The sequence below is a fragment of the Mesorhizobium sp. M0618 genome (genome assembly GCF_040320765.1).
In the GTDB taxonomy this organism is placed as follows: Bacteria; Pseudomonadota; Alphaproteobacteria; order Rhizobiales; family Rhizobiaceae; genus Mesorhizobium.
On the sequence record NZ_JAMYQH010000030.1, the window covers coordinates 1 to 18,909 of the forward strand.

An 18,909-nucleotide genomic window follows, 5' to 3' on the forward strand; every position below is an offset into this window, starting at 1 on the left:
AAGGGCTGAGCCCTGTGCAATACAGAACCCAGCCCTTAAATCTGCCGCCACCTTAAACTGTCCAACTTTAAGGGGTCAGTTCACAAGGACGGGTTTTCGATCTGTGAAAGCTCGTTGAGTTAGATGCCGAAACCTTCGAAACGCTTCTTGAACTTCGACAGGCGGCCGCCGCGGTCGAGCAGGGTCTGCTGGCCGCCGGTCCAGGCCGGGTGGGTGGTCGGGTCGATATCGAGGTTCATCGTATCGCCTTCCTTGCCCCAGGTCGAACGGGTCGTGTATTCGGTGCCATCGGTCATGACGACCTTGATGGTGTGGTAGTCGGGATGAATAGCGCTCTTCATGGCTCGGTTCCTGGCTTGACGGCGCTGCCGACGGGCATAAGCCTGCGTCGATGCGCCTCTTTTTAAAACTCGAAGCCGCAGCTATTGAGGAGCCACGGCTTCTAAAACGGTCGGCGAGCCTATACATCAGCCGGAATTGAATCACAAGGCCGCGGCAAGCGCATATTGAGGCGTAGACCCCAAGGGCGGCTGGAGGAAACATCGGGATGGCGCAAATCACCAGCGCAGACGAGCGCCGGCGTTCGCTCAAGCCGCTCCGGCGCCTGTTCCCGTACATCACGCACTATCGCACACTGGTCGTCGGCGCCATTATCTCGCTGGTCATCGCGGCGGCAACCACGCTGGCGCTGCCGCTGGCGGTGCGACGCATGATCGATCATGGCTTCTCGTCGGCCAGCACCACCTTCATCGCCGAATATTTCGCCGCTCTGGTGGCGATGGCCGCCGTGCTGGCGGCAGCATCGGCCGGCCGCTACTATTTCGTCATCACGCTGGGCGAGCGCGTCGTCGCCGATATCCGGCGCGATGTGTTTGCCCATGTGACGACGCTGTCGCCTGCCTTTTTCGACACCGCCCAGTCGGGCGAGATCGTGTCGCGGCTTGCCGCCGACACGACGCAGGTCAAGTCGGCGGTCGGAGCGACGGCCTCGGTGGCGCTGCGCAACGTAATCCTCGGTCTTGGCGCGGTGGGGATGATGGTCATCACCAGCCCGAAACTGTCAGGCCTCGTCATTGCGGCTATACCCGTCATCGTGCTGCCGCTGGTCGCCTTCGGCCGCTCGGTGCGGCGCAAGTCACGCCAGGCGCAGGATACGCTGGCCGATGCCACGGCCTATGCCAGCGAACAGATCGGCGCGGTGCGCACGCTGCAGGCCTTCACCAATGAGAAGCTGGTCACCGGGCATTTCTCGGCCGCGGTGGAAGCTGCTTTCGAGGCGGCACGCTCCTCGATCTTCGCGCGCTCCTTCCTTACCTTCTTCGCCATTTTCACCATCTTCTCGTCCGTTGTGGCGGTGCTGTGGTTCGGCTCGCGCGACGTGCTCGAAGGCTCGATATCGCCGGGTACGCTCGGCCAGTTCCTGCTCTATTCGGTGTTCGCCGCCGGCGCGCTGGGGGCGCTGTCGGAAGTGTGGGGTGAGCTCGCGCAAGCGGCGGGTGCCGCCGAACGGCTGACCGAGATCCTGGCCGAGAAGCCGGCGATCCAGGCTCCCGCCGATCCGAAACCGCTGCCGGCCGTCGCCAAGGGCGCGATCGTCTTCGACAATGTCTCCTTCTCCTACCCGGCAAGGCCCGACCGCGCCGCCGTGCACGGCTTGAGCTTTCAGGTCATGCCGGGCGAGACGGTGGCGATCGTCGGGCCGTCAGGGGCCGGCAAGAGCACGGTGTTTTCACTGATCCTGCGCTTCTACGATCCCGAAACAGGCAAGATCCTGATCGACGGTGTCGACGTGCGCGAGGCCGATCCCGTTTCGGTCCGCCATCGCATCGCGATCGTGCCGCAGGACGTCACCATTTTCGCGGCAAGCGCGCGTGACAATATCGGTTTCGGCCGGCCGGGAGCCAGCAAGGCCGAAATCGAGACGGCGGCGAAGGATGCACTTGCCGATGAATTCATCCTCAAGCTGGAAAAAGGCTATGACAGCCAGGTCGGTGAGCGCGGCGTGACGCTGTCAGGCGGCCAGCGCCAGCGGGTGGCGATCGCCCGCGCCATCCTGCGCGACGCGCCGATCCTACTGCTCGATGAGGCCACCTCGGCACTCGACGCCGAAAGCGAGACGCTGGTGCAGACCGCGTTGGAACGCCTGATGCAGGGCCGCACCACGATCGTCATCGCCCACCGCCTGGCAACGGTGCTGAAGGCCGACAGGATCCTGGTCATGGATGGCGGCTCGATCGTCGAGGAAGGCACGCATCAGAGCCTTGTCGCCAAGGGCGGCATCTATGCGCGTCTGGCCAAGCTGCAGTTCGAAACCGGCGCCAGCGCCTTCAGAGGCGCGGCGGAGTAGGCAGAAACATCTGCCGCTGTGCCGGCAGCCACTATACGGCTCCGTATCGCTGCTTCAGATGGTTCACGAAATAGGTGGCGTTGAGCTTTTCGCCGGTAGCGCGTTCGAGCAGATCCGGCGTCGACCAGCGTGATCCCTGCGACCAGATTTTTTCGCGGCGCCACTCGTTGATCGCCTTGAAATTGCCTTTGGCGAGATCGTCATCGGCGGCAGGATGATCCCGCGTCAGCGCCGCCCATTGCTGCGCCGCCATCATCGCGCCCAGCGTATAGGAGGGGAAATAGCCGAAGGCGGCCCCTGGCCAATGCACGTCCTGCATCGGCCCGTCGGCGGGATTGTCGATGGTGGAAAGACCGAGGTAATCGCGCATCTTGGCGTCCCAGGCTTCGGGCAGGTCGGCGACCTCCAGCCGGCCCGCGACGAGCTCCTGCTCCAGTTCGTAGCGCAGGATGACATGCAGGGGGTAGGTCACCTCGTCGGCATCGACACGGATCAGGCCGCGCTCGACGCGATGCACATGCGGCAGGATATCGTCGAGCGACCAGGCCTCACCGAGATGCTTTTCAACCACCGGCAGCGCCCAGTTCCAGAAGGCCGGGTTGCGGCCGAGCTGTTTTTCGACGAACAGGCTCTGGCTTTCATGCACGGCCATGCCGCGCGCCTTGCCAAGCGGCCAGTGCGACCATGCCTTGGGCAGGTTCTGTTCGTAGAGCGCATGGCCGGTCTCGTGCAGCACGCCCATCAGCGCCGACAGGAAGTCGGACGTCTTGTAGCGGGTGGTGATGCGCACGTCGCTTGGCACGCCGCCGCAGAAAGGGTGGTGCGACACCGACAACGACCCGTGCGTCAGGTCGAAGCCGACCGACGCCATCATCGCAAGGCCGAGCTCGCGCTGCCGATCGATCGCATAGGTGCCCGAAAGCGGCTTCAGCGGGCGCTTGCGCAGCCGCGCGTCCTGGACCGCCAGCGCCTCCGGTACGAAGCTTTTCAGGAAAGCTTTCAGGTCGGTGAAGACTGGCGTGATGTCGGCGGTGCGGTTGCCGGGGTCGTATTGCTCCATCAGCGCGTCATAGGGGGCTAGGCCGAGCACATCGGCACGCAGCGCCGCCTCCTCGCGCACCAGCGCAACGACGCCCTCCAGCGCCGGCTGGAAGCCTGCCCAGTCGTTCTTGGCGCGCAGGCCGCGCCACAGCTGCTCGCAACGCATGCGCGCGGTCGTCTGGCGTTCGACGAATTCGACCGGCAGGCAGGTCAGGTTGGTATATTGGCGCCGCAGTTCCGAGACCGCGGTGCGCTGCTCTTCACCCAACGCTTCCTGCTCTGCCGCGGCGATCCAGTCTGCTATCTCCGGCGCCGTTGCCCTGGTGTGATACATGCCGGCCAGTGCCGACATCGCCTCGGCACGCTTCTCGCCGCCGCCGACGGCCATGTGGGTGGCCTCGTCGGCACCGAGGATGGCCAGTGCATGCTCGAGTGCTTCGAGCTTGTGACCGAGATTATCGAGTTTCTGAAAGGACATGGCGGCTTCCGTGATTGGGGACGGCGCGAAAAGATACCAACGCAAAGGCGTTTGCAACCCTCAGGCACCGCGCAACGGACGCATCTTGCGTGGGGGCGGTCATGCGTGAAATGCTGCCGGCAACAATTGGGGGAAACAACATGATCGGCAACATCCTGGTCGCGCTGGCGGCCTTGATCCACGTCTACATCGTCTATCTGGAGATGGTGCTGTGGGACACGCCGCGTGGGCACAAGGCATTCAATCTGACGCCCGAATTCGCCAGTGCCTCGAAGGTGCTCGCCGCCAATCAGGGGCTCTACAACGGGTTCCTCGCCGCCGGCCTGATCTGGGGGCTTTACCTCGGTGCCGCCGGTTTTCAGGTCAAGCTGTTCTTCCTGTCGTGCGTGGCCATTGCCGGCCTCTATGGTGCGGCAACGGTTGGCCGCAAGATCCTGTTCATCCAGACCGTGCCGGCGGCGATTGCCCTGATCGCGGTGTGGCTCGGCTGGTAAAAAGGACGCCCGCGGGATGGCTCCCGAAGGCGTCAGCGGTCCCTTCCTCTTGGACCGTTCAACCGTTCGGGCAGTTGCCGCCGTCGGCGCCGTCGCCTATCAAAAAACCACTGCCGGTATCGACCATCAACCGCTGGTCGACATTGTCGAGACGACGCAACAGGTCATGGTATTGCGCGGCCGGTATCCTGCCATGATAGGACGCGGCGACTTTCTCTGCCGCCTGACTGATGTGGGCCGTGCGCATTTCCAGGCGTTCCGCCACGGCCGGGGTGATGTTGTTGGCCTGTCTTGCGTCCACGATGCCCTGCCGGACGCCCTGCACCTGTGCGATAAGCGCCTCGACACGCGGGCCAGTCATGTCGGTCGGATCGGTGGCGTCGAGAGCGCCCTTGTGATGGCCCGCTGCATAGGCACCGGCAAGCGGAACGGCGATGAGGAACGCCGTGAGTGTAGCAGTTCTAAGCGAGGTCTTGAAAGAGCGCATCACGCGTCTCCTCTTGTAGAGGAAGGCGGCGGCTGTCCGCCTGCCTTCCGGCCTTGGGCCGTCCGGTTCCGTCGCGTCGCGATGAGGGGGTTCATCGCCGGCGGTTCTCGGCCCGGGCGGCAAGCTAGGACCGCCCCGCGACAATGTGTAATTAAAAAAAGATAATCTTTTCAGGCCTTGCCGGCCTCGGTATGCGCCCTAGAGTTGAGCCGACGAACAAGTTCGCGTGAGTTCGCGTGATGATGGATCAACGTTCGGTGAGCTTCAGTTCAATACGGCGGTTCTTGTTGCGTGCCTCTTCGGTGTCGGCGGGATCGAGCGGCTGGAACTCACCGAACCCGGCGGCTACGAGCCGGTTGGCAGGCACGCCGTTTTCGATCAGGAATTTCACCACCGAGGTCGAACGGGCCGTCGACAGTTCCCAATTGTCGCGGTAGCGGCCGGCGCCGGAGAGCGGCTTGTTGTCGGTGTGGCCGTCGACGCGCAGCACCCAGTTGATCTCGGGCGGGATTTCCTTCTGCAACTCGATGATGGCGTCGGCGAGCTTCTTCATCTCGACCTTGCCGGCATCGTTGATCACCTCGGAGCCGGTCGGGAACAGCACTTCCGACTGGAAGACGAAGCGGTCGCCGACGATGCGGATGTTCTCGCGGTCGGCGAGGATTTCGCGCAAACGGCCGAAGAAGTCGGAGCGGTAGCGGTTCAATTCCTGCACGCGCTGCGCCAGTGCGACGTTGAGGCGACGGCCGAGGTCGGCGATCTTGGTGTTTGAATCGCGGTCGCGGATTTCGGAGACGTTGAGCGCATCCTCGAGCGCGCCGATCTGCTTGCGCAGTGCCGCGATCTGCTGGTTGAGGATCTCGACCTGGCTCAGTGCCTGCTGGCTGATCTGGCGCTGGCTGTCGAGTTCGCCGCCGAGCGCCGCAGCGCGCTGGTTGGCGGCGTCCCCGGCGCCCGCACCTTGCGCCAGCAATTGCTGGAGCCGGCTCCTTTCCGCTTCCGCCGCCGACAGCGATGCCTGCAGATTGGCCAGCGAGTCATCCTTGTCCTGCGCCGTCGAGCGCTCCAGTGCCAGCAGCTGCGTAAGTTCGTTGATCTGGGAGTTGAGGCGCGAGAGTGCCGTATCCTTGCCGGAGATTTCGCGTCCCAGCAGGAACTGCGCCAGCACGAATACCGTGAGCAGGAACATGATCGCCAAAAGCAGCGTCGACAGCGCGTCGACGAAGCCCGGCCAGTAGTCGATGCGGCGATCGGTGCGCCTGCCCCTGGCGAGTGCCACTTCAGTGCACTCCGGGCTTCTTCAGGGCATCGGCGATCTTTTCCAGCGTGTTGCGCATCGCCTTCTGCTCGTCGGACTGGGCCTCGACCCAGTCGCGCATGATCTGCTGTTCCGAGCGCATGTTCTTGACCAGGCCGGAAATGCCGTCGGCGAGATTGGCCATGGCGGTGGCGACGCGCGGGTTGGAGCCGCCGCCATTCTCCTGCATGCTGCGCAGCCGTTCCGACAGCACCCGGATCTCGTCGGAGGATTCGGTCTTGGCTGGGTCGGCGACGACGATGTCCGACGACAGGTCGGTCACCGAGGAAAGCCAGTTTTCCAGTTCGGTGTAGAAGCGCGTCTGGGCGCGGCCGGCCTGCAGGTCGAGGAAGCCGAGCACCAGCGAGCCGGAGAGGCCGAACAGCGAGGACGAGAAGGCCGTGCCCATGCCGGCCAGCGGCGCGGAAAGCCCCTGCTTCAGGGAATCGAGCACCGCGGCGGCGTCACCGGTGCCGGGATCGAGCGATTCGATGGTCTCGCGGATCGAGCCGATGGTGTTCAACAGACCCCAGAAGGTGCCGAGCAGGCCAAGGAACACCAGTAGGCCGACGAGATAGCGCGAGGTGTCGCGGCTTTCGTCGAGGCGGGTGGCGATGGAATCGAGCATGGTGCGCATCGAACTGGTCGAGAAGGCCATCGCCGAGGAGCGGCCGATCATCGCCTTCATCGGCGCCAGCAGCACCGGTTCGGTCGTCTCCGAGCCGGCACGGAAGGAGTTGACCCAGCGCACTTCGCGAAACAGTCGTCCGACCTGGGCGAAGGCCAAAAGGATGCCGACCACCAGCACGCCGACGATCAGGCCATTGAGGCCGGGATTGCTGCCAAAGGCGGTCGAGATTTGTCGGGTCAGAATGGCGGCGATGAAGGCGACGATGACCAGGAAGATCACCATGGTCAGCAAAAAGACCTGCGGGCTCGATAGTTTATGCGGGTCGTAGATTAGGACATCAGAACGTCTGCCCATGCCGAAGGATCTGAGAAAAGCCATCCGTGCCCCGTTTCCGATGCCGCCGCCGATCACGTAAACCGCGACTCTAAACGGAATTGTGACCAAATTGAATGGCGCTTGGCAATATTGCCGCGTCGATAGTGTCAGAGGCGATTGATGACCAGACAGTCGACCATGGCGGCCAGATGCAGGCCGGCGCCGGTGATGACGAAACCGTGCCACAGCGCGTTGTGGAAGCGCAGCCCCTTCCAGGCGAAGAAGATGACGCCGCAGGAATAGACAATGCCGCCGGCGACGATCAGCGCTATCGATGTCGTCGGCAGCGTCTGGACAAGCGGCTTGACCAGGATGATGCCGCTCCAGCCGATGGCAAGATAGAAGCCGATCGCCAGCCGGTCGAAACGGCCGGGAAAGAACACCTTGATGGCAATGCCCAGCACTGCCGCGGTCCAGACCAGCACGATCATCCAGCGCGCCAGCGGCGAGCCTTCGAGCTGCGCCAGAAAAGGCGTATAGGTCGCGGCGATCAGCAGATAGATCGCGGCGTGGTCGAAACGCCGCAACACCCATTTTGCCGGAGACGACACCGGCCACAGATTGTAGGTCATCGACACCGAGAGCACGGTGAGCAGCGAAACCACGTAGAAGGCGGCGGCGATATATTCGCCCGGTCCGACACGAAACGCTGCCAGCGCCAGCAGTGCCGAACCGGCCGATATCGCCAGCACGATGCCGACCGCGTGGACGATACCGTCTGCGATCATCTCGGCACGCGAATAGTGCCAGCGTCCGATGAACGGGATATCGGGGTAGGGTTCGTTGTCTCTCACTAAGCCGGGTTCCTGCACCGCGCCCTCCAATTTGGGCGCATGCCGGGCAGTATTTCAAGCTTTCGTTGCGGTTTTGCGACTGCGGCGCATCAGCGCGGCGTGCCTGTCAGCGCGCCGAGAGCGGCTTCTTGACGGCCTTAAGCAAAGCGCGTTGGATGACCTCGTTGCCGGCGACGACCGAACCGTTGTCGAGCATGTCCTGGCCGCCGTCCATGTCGGAGACGAAGCCGCCCGCCTCGCGGATCAAAAGCAGCCCGGCGGCGATGTCCCAGGCCGACAGGCCGGTTTCCCAGAAGCCATCCATGCGGCCGGCGGCGACATAGGCAAGATCGAGCGAGGCGGAGCCGAGGCGGCGGACCCCGGAAACCTCGGCCATGACGTTGCGCAGTTCGACCAGGAAATTGCCGTGGTGGCCGCGGCCGAGATGCGGCATGCCGCAGCCGATCACGGTGTCGACCAGCTTGATGCGGCCAGCGACGCGCAAGCGGCGGTCGTTCATGAAGGCGCCGCCGCCGCGTTCGCAGGTGTAGAGTTCGTCCATCGCCGGATTGTAGATGACGCCGGCGACGATCTGGCCCTGGCGCTCCAGCGCGATCGAAACGGCAAAGAGCGGAATGCCGTGCAGGAAATTGGTGGTGCCGTCGAGCGGGTCGACGATCCAGCGATGCTGGCCGTCGTCGCCTTCGACCGCACCGCGCTCCTCCATCAGGAAGGAATAGCCGGGCCGAGCCTTGGACAGTTCGGCAAAGACGATGTCCTCTGCCTTGCGGTCGGCCTGGCTGACATAGTCGCCGGGGCCTTTCATCGAGACCTGCAGGTTCTGCACCTCGCCGAAGTCGCGCGACAGCGAGCGGCCGGCCTTCATTGCGGCCTGGACCATGACGTTGAGAAGGGCTGAGCGTGCCATAGTGCTTTTTCCCGGTGCTGCGCTTTAAACTCCGCCTCGATGCATGTCGGTGACCCAGAACCGGGGCCACTTTTGGGCGACATGCGTCAGTCGGCGCGGCGCACGTAAGTGATTTCGTTGGTGTCGACGATGATGCGCTCGCCGGCGCCGATGAAGGGCGGCACCAGGACGCGGATGCCGTTCTCCAGGATCGCCGGCTTGTAGGACGATGCCGCCGTCTGACCCTTCACCACCGGGTCGGCCTCGGTGATGGTCAGCGTCACATAGTCGGGCAGCGAAATGCCGATCGGCCGCTCTTCGTAGAGCTGGACCGTCACCATCATGCCGTCCTGCAGGAAGGCGGCGCGATCGCCGACGAAGTCCTTGTTCAATTCGAGCTGCTCGTAGCTCTGGGTGTCCATGAACACCAGTGCGTCTTCCTGCGCGTAGAGGAAGGAAAAATCCTTCAGGTCGAGCCGGATCTGTTCGACCGTCTCGGCCGAGCGGAAGCGCTCGTTGAGCTTGGTGCCGTTGATGAGGTTCTTCAGTTCGACCTGATTGTAGGCGCCGCCCTTACCGGGCTTGACGGTGTTGGTCCTGACCGCCACCCAAAGGCCGCCATCATGCTCGATGACATAGCCGGGACGGATTTCGTTGCCATTGATCTTGGCCATGATGAGATGATCCGGAATGATGCCAACGGCCACGCCGTTGGTATGGGATGTTCGCAGGGAAAGCGATTTCGGGCTCCCAAGACCACAAATCGCCAGAAGAGGCAAGGGAGCGGGCAGGTTGGAACCAGGCCAGGGAGCCGGGGTTACACTTGCCTTGACCGCGAGAACCGCCGTCAAGGCAGCCGGTTGGCCTTCTGCAGCGCCTGCTTGGTCTGGTCGTCGTCCAGCCCCTGCAGGAAGTCGTCCATCTGGGGGTCGATGAGGCCGGCACGGCGGGCGACGACGTACCAGGCGCCGGCAAGCACAAGGTCCGGATCGGTGCCGATGCCTTGCATATAGAGCTTGGCCAGGCGGTTCTGGGCGGCGACATTGCCGCCTTCCGCCGCCTGCTTCATCCAGCCGAAGGCGGATTTCAGGTCGCGCGCACCGCCGCGGCCTTCGATCATCCAGGCGGCGAGATCGATCTGCGCGGTGTCGTAGTTCTGCCTGGCTGCCTGCGCCAGCAGGCGCCTTGCCTGGGCGTCGTCGCGTGGCTTGCCGCCGACGCCATTGGCATAGATCTGCGACATCGCATATTGCGCGTCCGCGAGGCCGGTTGCGGCGGCGCGCTCATAGTAGGAGACCGCCTTGGCAATGCCGGCGTCGCCGGGGTCCTGCTGGACCAGCATCTGCGCGAAATTGAATTGCGCCAGCCGGTTGCCGGCTTCGGCGGCGGCCTGCATCAAGGCGTAGGCCTCTTTTCCATCCTTTTTGACATAGCGGCCGTCGAGCAGCATCAGCGCATACTGGAACTGGGATTCCGGCACACCCTGTTCGGCGGCCAGCGCGTACCATTTCGCCGCTTGCGCCGAATTGACCGGTACACCGAGCCCCCGCGACAGGATCTCGGCCACCAAGGTCTGCGCCGCCGGATCGCCGTTTTGCGCCCGCACCAATGCCAGATTGTAAGCTGTCTTGTAGAGACCGCGCTGGAAAGCGCCATAGGCCGCGTCGGCGGGTTTTGCGCCGAAGCGGTCGGGATTGACCGTGTCGGCCGACGGCAGCGGCGCGGGCTCGGCCGTGGTGGCGGGCTGCGGCAATGGCTTGTCGATCGGCTTGTCGATGTGGACGCCGATTTCCGGCTTGGGCTGCGGCAGCGGGATGGTCTCCGCGGCCGCTGCCTGGACCATCAGCACCGCAAGCAGAGCCTGGAGGGGAAGCCTCGCCGAGGACATTTCAATCCTCGAAGCGAGGCGCGGTCTCGTCGAGCAGCGCGTTGGCGGTGGCGACCGCTGTCTTGGGATCGGTGCCGTCGGCAAACACGGCGCTCGACAGCGCCACGAATTCAGCGCCGGTGGCGCCCACGGCTTCGACCGAGGCGATGTCGGATCCGGCCATGACGATGCAAGGGATCTGGATCATGTCCGCCCACCATGCGCCGAGCGACAGGTTGCGCGGGTGCGGTTCGGGCTTGTTGTCGTAGCCGAAGCGGCCGAAGAAGATGTAGTCTGGCCGTGTCTCGCCAAGCTCGAGCGCGTCGTCACGCGTCTTGGCGCCGCCGGTGCCGACCATCATCTTTGCCTGGAAATGCTCGATCGTCTCGGCGAGCTCGGCCTTGGAGACCTCGACATGGATGCCGTCGGCCTGGACGCGGCCGGCTATGCGGGTGTCGCCGGCGATGATGACAGCAACGCCGGCGGCTTGCGCCGCCGGCACGATCTGTTCGGCGAAAGCCTGGAAGGAGGCTTCATCCATGCCGTTCTCGGGCAGGATCAGCGAAGCGACATCGCCGCCATCGAATGCCGCGACAATACGGGCAGCCGGCACGCCGGACGGCGCGATCAGCACGATGCGACAGCGATTGGGGGGCGTTGCTTCATTCATGGTTCTTCGGGTCCCTCGTTTCGCCTATGCCGGGCGAAGATGGTTGGATTGCGGCATAGAGCAAAGTGCCCGCTTTGAACAGGCGGGCAGCCGGGATCGCGACGTTTGACCCGCCGGGCAGCCGGCGGGGCGCTTCATTTGATCGGGTGCGGACTCGCGACGGGCGGTTTGCCCTTCCACAGCGTCCAGCCGAGATTCATGCCGGCGGCGGCGATCAGGATGGCGGTGGCGCCGACGACCTGGCTCAGATGCAGCCGATGGCCGAAGGCGACGACATCGACCAGGATGGCGACGACGGGATAGATGAAGGACAGTGATCCCTGCAGATGCGTCGGCAGCTTCTGGATGGCGCCGTACATCAGTATGTACATCAGGCCGGTGTGGACGATGCCGAGCGTCGCCAGCATGGTCCAGCTCCAGGCATCCGCTGGAAGCTGGGAAAGATTGGCGAAGGGCGCCAGCATGACCACGCCGACGCAGACCTGGATCAGCGCAATCAGGTGCGGTGGCGTGCCCTTGAGCTTCTTGGTGACGATGGCGGCGACGGCCCAGAAGAAGGCCGCGCCCAATGCCATGACGATGCCGGTGAAATAATCCGTGCCGACATCGCCCGAGTCGGGCGTAGCCTGCACGATCAGCACCATGCCGGCGAAGGCGATGGCCAGCCAGGTCAGCTTGGTCAGGGTCAGCCGTTCGGCGAAGAAAAGCGCACCGAAGCCGACCAACATGAAGGGCTGCGTGTTGTAGACAGCGGTGGCGATCGAGATCGACGCGCGCGAGAATGCGCTGAACAGCAGCAGCCAGTTGACGACGATGGCGACGCCGCCGAGCGCGGCGATGCCGATGATGCGCAGCGACAGCTTGTTGCGCAGCAATCCCAGCCCAGCGCAGATGATGAGCAGCGTCAGCGCGCCGAAGGCGCAACGCCAGAACACCACATCCATGATCGGCTGGCCGGACAGGACGACGAACCATCCGATCGTTCCCAGGATGGCCATTGCGGCGGACATTTCGACCGTGCCGCGTACTGTCTCGTTCACAACAAACCTCCGTATCGGTTGAGCCGCAATAATCTCATGCTGCCGCGAAGCTTTCCATCTGATTGGAAAGGGTGTATGGCCTGTTGGCCTAATTATATTAGGAGAAACTCCAAATTATCGGGGAAAGAAAAAAGATGCTGGACGATCTCGACCGAAATCTCCTTGAAATCCTGGTCAAGGATGCGCGAACCTCGCTGAAGGAGCTGGCCGCCCAGGTCGGACTGTCGTCGCCAAGCGTTTCGGAGCGGCTGCGACGGCTCGAGGAGCGCGGCGTCATCCGCGCATTCACCGTCGAGATCGATCCGCTGGCGCTCGGCTATACCTTGCAGGCGATCGTGCGCATCCGGCCTTTGCCGGGCAAGCTGCACATCGTCCAGAAGCTGATCGAGGACATCCCCGAATTCGGCGAATGCGACAAGGTGACGGGCGATGACTGTTTCGTCGCCCGGCTGTTCGTGCGTTCGATCGGCGATCTCGACGGGATTCTCGACCGTATCGCAGACAAGGCCGAGACAAGCACCGCCATCATCAAGGCGCAGCCGATCCGGCGGCGTCCACCGCCGCTCGATGCAGCTTCACCGCGCGACAGGGCAAAGGTCTTGCAGGCATCCTGATCGAGTTGGTGGCAAGCCGGTGGCCGGTTGGTTAGTGTGCCGGCCCAAACGAGGCCGGAACCATGGCGCAGAACATATACGACCGTGAGGATTTCTTCGCAGGCTACAGCCAGCTCGGCCGTTCGGTCGAAGGGCTGGAGGGTGCCGCCGAGTGGCCGGCACTGCGCGCCATGCTGCCCGATGTCGGCGGCTTGAGGGTCGTTGATCTCGGCTGCGGCTTCGGCTGGTTCTGCCGCTGGGCCCGCGAGCATGGGGCGGCGCAGGTGCTTGGCCTGGATCTGTCGGAGAAGATGCTTGCCCGGGCAAGGGCCGCCGGCCCGGATGCGGGCATAGACTATGAGACGGCCGATCTCGATCGGCTCAGCCTACCGGAAGCCAGCTTCGATCTCGTCTACAGCTCGCTCGCCTTGCACTATGTCGAGGATGTGTCGCATCTGTTCGGGACCGTGCATCAGGCCCTGGCGCCTGGCGGGCATTTCGTTTTTTCGACGGAACATCCGATCTTCATGGCGCCGACCAAACCTGGCTGGGTGATCGATGCCGAAGGCCGCAAGACGTGGCCTGTCGACCAGTACCTGGTGGAGGGATCACGCCGGACGGACTGGCTGGTCAAGGGTGTCGTGAAACATCACCGCACGATCGGCACCACGCTCAACGCTCTGATCCGGTCCGGCTTCACTATCGGCCATGTCGAGGAATTCCGCCCGACAGCCGAGCAGATTGAGGCCAAACCCGAACTGGCTGAGGAACTCGAGCGGCCGATGTTCCTGCTGGTCTCGGCGCGTCGGTAGGCACAGGCCTGCGTCGGCTCGCATGTGCGGCCGCCACGCTCATATTTGCTGTCGCTCCGCCCGGCATTCTGGGCTATTCAAGCGTCGACACGCTATCCCTCCGGACCAGTCCCCCTCCCATGTCAGGCCTGCTTCTCGACCCGTGGTTCTATGCGGCCGCCATTCCGGCGGTCATTCTGGTCGGCCTGTCCAAGGGCGGCTTTGGCGGCGCCGTCGGCTTCGTCGGCGTGCCGCTGATGGCGCTGACCATGCCGCCGGTGCAGGCGGCGGCCATCCTGCTGCCGATCCTGTGCCTGATGGATATCGTCTCGGTATGGACATGGTGGGGCGTTTATAACAGAAAGATGCTGGTCGACATGATGCCGGGCGCCGTCATCGGCATCGGCCTTGGCTGGCTGACGGCGGCACTGGTCACCGAAGAGGCGGTGCGGCTGATCGTCGGCGCCGTCGCCATCATCTTCGTCCTGCGCTGGCTTTATCTGCAGTTCCGCCACGGCGCCGACCACGCAGCCGCGCCCAACCGTGTGGCCGCCGCCGTCTGGGGCACGGTCGCGGGTTTCACCAGCTTCGTCGCCCATGTCGGCGGCCCGCCCTTCCAGGTCTATGCCTTGCCGATCCGTCTCGATCCGAAGGTTCTGTCGGGCACCGCCGCGATCTTCTTTGCCGCCACCAATGCGCTGAAACTTGTGCCTTATTTCGCGCTCGGCCAGTTCGACACCGCCAATCTGACGGCATCGGCGGTGCTGATGCCGCTGGCGCCGCTGTCGACCATTGCCGGGGCCTGGCTGGTGCGCCGGATGCGGCCGGAAACCTTCTATCCCTTCACCTACGCAACCGTCGCGGTCGTGGCGCTGAAGCTGCTGTGGGATGGCATCGCAGGTCTTATGTAGAAAGGCGGCTGCGCCGCCGCCCGTCATCAGGGGGTCAGGCAGCGCTCGGGACCAGGCGACGGTTACCGCCAAACGCCAGCGTGGCACCCGCCACGACGACCAGCATCATGCCGGCGAGGATGCCGATGTCATGCACGGTCGGTTTGAACACCATGTCGGCAATGATCACCAGCATCACCGCATAGTCGAAGCGTGCCGCGCTCATCATGCGCTGACCGATGGCAAGAACAGCCGGTGTGACGCCCTCCTTGGCGATCATCGCGCCCATGCGCTCGCCGGTCGGCTTGAAGATGAGCATGCCGATCGAAAAGGTCGTGGCATAGCCGGCCAGGCCGATCAGAATCCACAGATCGGAGAAGCCGACCCAGAACCAGCACATGATGAGGCCGAAGATCAGCGTCAGCATCGACATCGGAGCGAAAAACCTGCCGCCCAGCTGGCCGCTGGCGCGCATCGCCTGCAGTTTTTCCTCGATGTTGCCCGCCCGTTCGGCAAGCATGCCCAGCAGGAACAGTACGAAGCCGCCTCCGACCCACAGAATGGCGGTAGTGACGTGGAGGAATTTGACGATCGAATACCAGTCCATGGGTTGCTCCTGCGGTGTTCTGGCCGGATTTGCGGCGGCGCGGATTTGCGCCGGCCGTCAGAGGAGCGGGCGTTTAGCGCGGCGCCTGTTTCGGAACGATGTCGCGAAAAGCCCGGCCCTGTTTCAGTGCAATGAAGAAGCGGCTGAGATAGTGAACGCGCTATCTGATTTCCTGCTAATGTACGAATCGTCGGGAGGGGGGTTGGCGCGACATCGTCCGGAAACATCGCCGATGCTAGTGCGCCAACGCCGGGAGCCCGGTGGCGACAACAGTCGCCTGACCATCAACCCATTCCCGCAAACGGGAAAAGGCAATCGAGGGGACATTATGCAAGGGGTAGCACGGAATTTCTTCACGCTGGCCATCATCTATGCGCTGTGCGGCATGGCGCTTGGCCTGTACATGGCGATCAGCCAGGATCACGGCCAGATGCCGACCCATGCCCACACGATGGTGGCTGGATGGCTGATGTCGGCGGTCTTCGCCTTCTTCTACCATTTGTTTCCGGCAATCGGGCAAAAGACGCTCGCCACCGTTCATTTCTGGCTGACCGCAATCAGCGGCATCGGCTTGCTGATCGGCCTCTATTTCCTGCTTGCCGGCAATGCCGCGATCGAACCGCTGGTGGCGGCCTCTTCGATGGGCTTCTACGCGGCCCTGCTGCTGTTTGCTTTCATCGCCTTGCCGGCGGTCTGGAAGACCGCCTGAGCTAGCCTGACGTAGGAGATGCTGTGCTGTTACGGCACAGTATGGCGGCGTTCGGTCAAAAAACATCCGCGCCGTTAAGGCTTCATTAAGCTTTACAGGTGTTTACTATGTTCATCCAGTGATCTGGATTCTTACCGAGTGGTTGGAGCCACTTTGTTTGACGCCTCCCTGTTAAACTCCTGAGAGCCGCCTTATCCGCGGCTCTTTTTTTGTCTTCATTTCCCTTTTTGTCCGCATCTCGGCGGGGGCCGCCCAATGGCGGCTCGCCGTTAACCTTCTGTTAAACATGTGCTTGCCTTCGCCAGTGACGAAGCGCATTTTCAAGCTTCAGTCAGATAGGGTTCCGGGTGTATCGGCAGGGAGCCGAATCGGCCGGTTGCAAGTGCAGGGGCGTATCAATGAACGAGCCTTCGAAGGGCAGTGCGAAAACCGTCAAGCTGGCGGAGCGCCGGGTTTTCTCGCAATCCTTCAAGCCGCTTTACCAGGAAGGCATGGGCCTGGTCGAACAGGCCGCCGAATATCTCGACGGCAAGGGCCGGGCCGAGGCAAAGAAACTGTCGCGGCTGGGCGCCACGCTCTATGCGGCCGAATCGATGCGGCTGACCACCAGGCTGATGCAGGTTGCGTCCTGGCTGCTTTTGCAGCGCGCCGCCAATTCCGGCGAGATGACCCGCGACCAGGTCGCGTCGGAAAAGTCCAAGGTGCGCCTCGACACCGCTTCCGCCCATGACGAAGCCACCGGCTGGGCCGAGCTACCCGAGGATTTCCTCGACCTCGTCACCCGCTCGCTGCGCCTGCAAGCACTGGTGCGCCGCATGGACGACGAGATCTATGGCTCGGGCGCCTTGGTCGACATGCAACCGATGGCTCGCCGCCTCAATCCGGTTTCCGACCAGATCAGCCTGCTCAACACGGCTTTCGCTCGGGGTTAGACCTTGGTCTGTCTTTCTGTTTCCGGTTTGTTCACATTTCGCTGGCATCGCTGTGGGCCGGAGGTAAAGTCGGCAAATGGCGGAAGCGATTCGCATCATCGGTATCGATCCGGGGCTTCGGCGCACCGGCTGGGGCATCGTCGAAAGCCTCGGTAATTCGCTGCGCTTTATTGCTTCAGGCACTGTGAAGTCCGACGACAAGGCGGCGCTGGCAACGCGGCTGTGCCAGCTGCATGACGGGCTGGCGGATATCCTGCACAGCGCGATGCCGCACGAGGCGGCCGTCGAACAGACCTTCGTCAACAAGGACGCCGTGGCGACGCTGAAGCTCGGCCAGGCACGTGGCATCGCCATGCTGGTGCCGGCGCGTGCCGGTCTCGTCGTTGCCGAATATGCGCCCAACGCCGTCAAGAAGGCGGTGATCGGCGTCGGTCATGGCGACAAGAAGCAGATCCACATGATGGTGAAGGTGCTGTTGCCAAAAGCCGTCTTCGACACCGAACATGCCGCCGACGCACTGGCCATTGCCATCTGCCACGCGCATCATCGGCAAAGCGTGGCCTACAGGATGGCGCTGGCCGGCTAGCTATGTTCTTGACTTGTTCACGTTGCAGGGATAAGTAATACCGCAGAGGTATTACCATGCGCGTGACCACCAAGGGGCAAGTTACAATCCCCAAGCCGATAAGGGACCGTCTGGGCATCGCCCCGGGCTCCGAAGTGGAGTTCGTGGCCACCGACGAGGGCGTTCGGCTGGTTGCCGTCAAGGAGAACCTCTCCCAGGAAGAGAAATTGCGCAGGTTCAGCGATGTCCTCGACCGGATGGAGGGGACGTTGGATCTGGGAGGCATGACCACCGATCAGTACATGGAGTGGTTGAGGGGGCCGCGTGAAGATCTCGACGTTGATTGACACAAATGTCCTGATCGACGTCTGGGGACCGGCCGGACCGCTGACAACATGGTCGGCGTCGGCGATTGCTTCCTGCCGCCGTGATGGAGCCTTGGTGGTCAACACCATCATTTGGTCCGAACTCGCGCCACTGATAGTGACGGAAACGGCGCTTCGAAAAGCAGTCGACATGCTTGAGATGGATCGCGAACTTGTACCTTGGGACGCGGCATTCCTTGCGGGCGTCACGCATTCCCGCTATCGCCGGGCCGGGGGCATCAGGGAAAGAACCTTGCCCGATTTCTTTATCGGCGCTCACGCGACCGTCGCTGGACATCGTCTTTTGACCCGCGACGCCGCGCGTTACCGCAGTTACTTCCCGGAGCTCGACATCATCTCTCCTGAGACGCACCCATGAGAGCCCATCTTCCATGAAAGGTCTGGCATGATCGGCAAGCTCAAGGGTACGCTCGACGAGGTCGACGAGGACCATTGCCTCGTCGATATCCATGGCGTCGGCTACGTCGCCTATTGCTCGGCGCGCACGCTGGCCGCGCTGCCTTCGCCCGGCGAGGCGATGGTGCTGTTCATCGAGACCTATGTGCGCGAGGACATGCTGCGCCTCTATGGCTTCCAGTCGCAGCTCGAGCGGGAGTGGTTCCGGTTGCTGATGAACAATGTGCCGGGCGTTGGCGCCAAGGTGGCGCTGGCCATCCTGTCGACGCTGGCGCCCGCCGACCTCGCCAACGCCATTGCGCTGCGCGACATCGCCATGGTTTCGCGCGCGCCCGGCGTCGGCAAGAAGGTGGCCGAGCGCATCGTCACCGAATTGAAGAACAAGGCGCCGGCCTATGCCGGCACCGCCTCGGGCACCATCGGCCTGAAACAGGAGCTCGGCGACGGCGTGGCATCCGCGCCGATAACCGACGCGGTCTCGGCGCTGGTCAATCTTGGCTATTCGCGCGACACCGCCGCCAATGCTGTGGCGGCGGCGCTGAAGACGGCGGGCGAGGATGCCGATGCGCCGAAGCTGATCCGCTTCGGGCTGAAGGAACTGGCGCAGTGATATGGTTGTTGGAAAAGAAAATT

The 18,909-nt window shown here is 63.3% G+C and carries 23 protein-coding genes; 11 read left to right on the forward strand and 12 right to left on the reverse strand.

Going from position 1 to position 18,909, the window contains the following annotated elements; all coding sequences use genetic code 11:
• Positions 1-119 precede the first annotated feature (119 nt).
• Complete coding sequence (gene rpmE / locus NKJ04_RS26330) at positions 120-341, reverse strand: 50S ribosomal protein L31 (protein WP_023811830.1); 222 nt, start codon at positions 339-341, stop codon at positions 120-122.
• Positions 342-547: 206 nt separating this feature from the next.
• On the opposite strand from rpmE, the gene NKJ04_RS26335 reads away from it, so the two are divergent.
• On the forward strand, positions 548-2,347 hold the full coding sequence (locus NKJ04_RS26335; protein WP_352629180.1) for an ABC transporter transmembrane domain-containing protein: 1,800 nt from the start codon (positions 548-550) through the stop codon (positions 2,345-2,347).
• 31 nt (positions 2,348-2,378) lie between these two features.
• Here the strand turns inward: NKJ04_RS26335 and NKJ04_RS26340 are convergent, their stop codons facing one another.
• Positions 2,379-3,866: a carboxypeptidase M32 gene (locus NKJ04_RS26340; protein WP_352678040.1), complete on the reverse strand. Its 1,488-nt coding sequence runs from the start codon at positions 3,864-3,866 to the stop codon at positions 2,379-2,381.
• Between the two features lie 140 nt (positions 3,867-4,006).
• Here NKJ04_RS26340 and NKJ04_RS26345 point away from each other — a divergent pair, with 140 nt between their 5' ends.
• Entirely contained in the window at positions 4,007-4,360 is a 354-nt protein-coding gene (locus tag NKJ04_RS26345; RefSeq protein WP_352678154.1) for a DUF1304 domain-containing protein, read from the forward strand.
• A 58-nt stretch (positions 4,361-4,418) separates the two neighbouring features.
• On the opposite strand, the gene NKJ04_RS26350 is transcribed toward NKJ04_RS26345, so the two are convergent.
• The 9 genes from NKJ04_RS26350 to NKJ04_RS26390 form a co-directional block, all read right to left on the reverse strand.
• Positions 4,419-4,847 (reverse strand): hypothetical protein, encoded by a 429-nt coding sequence (locus tag NKJ04_RS26350; RefSeq protein ID WP_352678043.1) that lies wholly within the window; start codon positions 4,845-4,847, stop codon positions 4,419-4,421.
• A gap of 247 nt (positions 4,848-5,094) precedes the next feature.
• Complete coding sequence (locus tag NKJ04_RS26355; protein WP_023811834.1) at positions 5,095-6,126, reverse strand: peptidoglycan -binding protein; 1,032 nt, start codon at positions 6,124-6,126, stop codon at positions 5,095-5,097.
• 1 nt (position 6,127) lies between these two features.
• Complete coding sequence (locus tag NKJ04_RS26360; protein ID WP_013529124.1) at positions 6,128-7,153, reverse strand: MotA/TolQ/ExbB proton channel family protein; 1,026 nt, start codon at positions 7,151-7,153, stop codon at positions 6,128-6,130.
• A 104-nt stretch (positions 7,154-7,257) separates the two neighbouring features.
• Positions 7,258-7,944 carry a PAQR family membrane homeostasis protein TrhA gene (gene trhA / locus NKJ04_RS26365; RefSeq protein WP_031213453.1) on the reverse strand — a complete coding sequence of 229 codons (687 nt, stop codon included), beginning with the start codon at positions 7,942-7,944 and terminating at the stop codon, positions 7,258-7,260.
• A 106-nt stretch (positions 7,945-8,050) separates the two neighbouring features.
• The gene (locus NKJ04_RS26370) at positions 8,051-8,851 is read right to left on the reverse strand and encodes an inositol monophosphatase family protein (protein ID WP_352554258.1); all 801 of its coding nucleotides are present in this window, start codon (positions 8,849-8,851) and stop codon (positions 8,051-8,053) included.
• 86 nt (positions 8,852-8,937) lie between these two features.
• Positions 8,938-9,504, reverse strand: a complete 567-nt coding sequence (efp, locus tag NKJ04_RS26375) for an elongation factor P (protein ID WP_013529127.1) — start codon at positions 9,502-9,504, stop codon at positions 8,938-8,940.
• Between the two features lie 173 nt (positions 9,505-9,677).
• Positions 9,678-10,718 carry a tetratricopeptide repeat protein gene (locus tag NKJ04_RS26380; protein WP_352678048.1) on the reverse strand — a complete coding sequence of 347 codons (1,041 nt, stop codon included), beginning with the start codon at positions 10,716-10,718 and terminating at the stop codon, positions 9,678-9,680.
• A gap of 1 nt (position 10,719) precedes the next feature.
• A complete protein-coding gene (locus NKJ04_RS26385) occupies positions 10,720-11,367 on the reverse strand; it encodes a thiamine phosphate synthase (protein ID WP_352678051.1) in 648 nt (215 codons plus the stop codon).
• A gap of 134 nt (positions 11,368-11,501) precedes the next feature.
• A complete protein-coding gene (locus NKJ04_RS26390; protein WP_352678054.1) occupies positions 11,502-12,407 on the reverse strand; it encodes a DMT family transporter in 906 nt (301 codons plus the stop codon).
• 134 nt (positions 12,408-12,541) lie between these two features.
• On the opposite strand from NKJ04_RS26390, the gene NKJ04_RS26395 reads away from it, so the two are divergent.
• From NKJ04_RS26395 to NKJ04_RS26405, 3 genes are all read left to right on the forward strand, one after another.
• Positions 12,542-13,021, forward strand: coding sequence for an Lrp/AsnC family transcriptional regulator (locus tag NKJ04_RS26395; protein WP_127296193.1), 480 nt, complete (start codon positions 12,542-12,544; stop codon positions 13,019-13,021).
• 62 nt (positions 13,022-13,083) lie between these two features.
• Complete coding sequence (locus NKJ04_RS26400; RefSeq protein ID WP_352678057.1) at positions 13,084-13,812, forward strand: class I SAM-dependent methyltransferase; 729 nt, start codon at positions 13,084-13,086, stop codon at positions 13,810-13,812.
• A gap of 119 nt (positions 13,813-13,931) precedes the next feature.
• Positions 13,932-14,702 carry a sulfite exporter TauE/SafE family protein gene (locus NKJ04_RS26405; RefSeq protein ID WP_127296191.1) on the forward strand — a complete coding sequence of 257 codons (771 nt, stop codon included), beginning with the start codon at positions 13,932-13,934 and terminating at the stop codon, positions 14,700-14,702.
• A 34-nt stretch (positions 14,703-14,736) separates the two neighbouring features.
• On the opposite strand, the gene NKJ04_RS26410 is transcribed toward NKJ04_RS26405, so the two are convergent.
• Positions 14,737-15,288, reverse strand: a complete 552-nt coding sequence (locus NKJ04_RS26410; RefSeq protein WP_352678061.1) for a DUF2269 family protein — start codon at positions 15,286-15,288, stop codon at positions 14,737-14,739.
• A 328-nt stretch (positions 15,289-15,616) separates the two neighbouring features.
• Between NKJ04_RS26410 and NKJ04_RS26415 the strand changes: the two genes are divergently transcribed.
• The 6 genes from NKJ04_RS26415 (at position 15,617) to ruvA (ending at position 18,886) form a co-directional block, all read left to right on the forward strand.
• On the forward strand, positions 15,617-15,997 hold the full coding sequence (locus NKJ04_RS26415; RefSeq protein ID WP_352678157.1) for a hypothetical protein: 381 nt from the start codon (positions 15,617-15,619) through the stop codon (positions 15,995-15,997).
• 398 nt (positions 15,998-16,395) lie between these two features.
• Positions 16,396-16,929 (forward strand): protease adaptor protein RcdA, encoded by a 534-nt coding sequence (gene rcdA / locus NKJ04_RS26420; protein WP_352678064.1) that lies wholly within the window; start codon positions 16,396-16,398, stop codon positions 16,927-16,929.
• A gap of 76 nt (positions 16,930-17,005) precedes the next feature.
• Entirely contained in the window at positions 17,006-17,515 is a 510-nt protein-coding gene (gene ruvC, locus NKJ04_RS26425) for a crossover junction endodeoxyribonuclease RuvC (RefSeq protein ID WP_127296188.1), read from the forward strand.
• Between the two features lie 56 nt (positions 17,516-17,571).
• The gene (locus NKJ04_RS26430) at positions 17,572-17,841 is read left to right on the forward strand and encodes an AbrB/MazE/SpoVT family DNA-binding domain-containing protein (RefSeq protein ID WP_128305341.1); all 270 of its coding nucleotides are present in this window, start codon (positions 17,572-17,574) and stop codon (positions 17,839-17,841) included.
• Positions 17,819-18,238 (forward strand): type II toxin-antitoxin system VapC family toxin, encoded by a 420-nt coding sequence (locus tag NKJ04_RS26435; protein WP_128305342.1) that lies wholly within the window; start codon positions 17,819-17,821, stop codon positions 18,236-18,238. The genes NKJ04_RS26430 and NKJ04_RS26435 overlap by 23 nt, the downstream gene beginning before the upstream one ends.
• A gap of 27 nt (positions 18,239-18,265) precedes the next feature.
• Complete coding sequence (gene ruvA / locus NKJ04_RS26440) at positions 18,266-18,886, forward strand: Holliday junction branch migration protein RuvA (protein ID WP_352678068.1); 621 nt, start codon at positions 18,266-18,268, stop codon at positions 18,884-18,886.
• Positions 18,887-18,909: the final 23 nt, after the last annotated feature.

Bases quoted from the DNA above. Each gene is read 5' to 3' on its own strand.
- rpmE (WP_023811830.1), bottom strand. From the start codon at position 341: ATGAAGAGCGCTATTCATCCCGACTACCACACCATCAAGGTCGTCATG.
- NKJ04_RS26335 (WP_352629180.1), top strand. From the start codon at position 548: ATGGCGCAAATCACCAGCGCAGACGAGCGCCGGCGTTCGCTCAAGCCG.
- NKJ04_RS26340 (WP_352678040.1), bottom strand. From the start codon at position 3,866: ATGTCCTTTCAGAAACTCGATAATCTCGGTCACAAGCTCGAAGCACTC.
- NKJ04_RS26345 (WP_352678154.1), top strand. From the start codon at position 4,007: ATGATCGGCAACATCCTGGTCGCGCTGGCGGCCTTGATCCACGTCTAC.
- NKJ04_RS26350 (WP_352678043.1), bottom strand. From the start codon at position 4,847: ATGCGCTCTTTCAAGACCTCGCTTAGAACTGCTACACTCACGGCGTTC.
- NKJ04_RS26360 (WP_013529124.1), bottom strand. From the start codon at position 7,153: ATGGCTTTTCTCAGATCCTTCGGCATGGGCAGACGTTCTGATGTCCTA.
- NKJ04_RS26370 (WP_352554258.1), bottom strand. From the start codon at position 8,851: ATGGCACGCTCAGCCCTTCTCAACGTCATGGTCCAGGCCGCAATGAAG.
- efp (WP_013529127.1), bottom strand. From the start codon at position 9,504: ATGGCCAAGATCAATGGCAACGAAATCCGTCCCGGCTATGTCATCGAG.
- NKJ04_RS26380 (WP_352678048.1), bottom strand. From the start codon at position 10,718: ATGTCCTCGGCGAGGCTTCCCCTCCAGGCTCTGCTTGCGGTGCTGATG.
- NKJ04_RS26385 (WP_352678051.1), bottom strand. From the start codon at position 11,367: ATGAATGAAGCAACGCCCCCCAATCGCTGTCGCATCGTGCTGATCGCG.
- NKJ04_RS26395 (WP_127296193.1), top strand. From the start codon at position 12,542: ATGCTGGACGATCTCGACCGAAATCTCCTTGAAATCCTGGTCAAGGAT.
- NKJ04_RS26400 (WP_352678057.1), top strand. From the start codon at position 13,084: ATGGCGCAGAACATATACGACCGTGAGGATTTCTTCGCAGGCTACAGC.
- NKJ04_RS26405 (WP_127296191.1), top strand. From the start codon at position 13,932: ATGTCAGGCCTGCTTCTCGACCCGTGGTTCTATGCGGCCGCCATTCCG.
- NKJ04_RS26410 (WP_352678061.1), bottom strand. From the start codon at position 15,288: ATGGACTGGTATTCGATCGTCAAATTCCTCCACGTCACTACCGCCATT.
- NKJ04_RS26415 (WP_352678157.1), top strand. From the start codon at position 15,617: ATGCAAGGGGTAGCACGGAATTTCTTCACGCTGGCCATCATCTATGCG.
- rcdA (WP_352678064.1), top strand. From the start codon at position 16,396: ATGAACGAGCCTTCGAAGGGCAGTGCGAAAACCGTCAAGCTGGCGGAG.
- ruvC (WP_127296188.1), top strand. From the start codon at position 17,006: ATGGCGGAAGCGATTCGCATCATCGGTATCGATCCGGGGCTTCGGCGC.
- NKJ04_RS26430 (WP_128305341.1), top strand. From the start codon at position 17,572: ATGCGCGTGACCACCAAGGGGCAAGTTACAATCCCCAAGCCGATAAGG.
- ruvA (WP_352678068.1), top strand. From the start codon at position 18,266: ATGATCGGCAAGCTCAAGGGTACGCTCGACGAGGTCGACGAGGACCAT.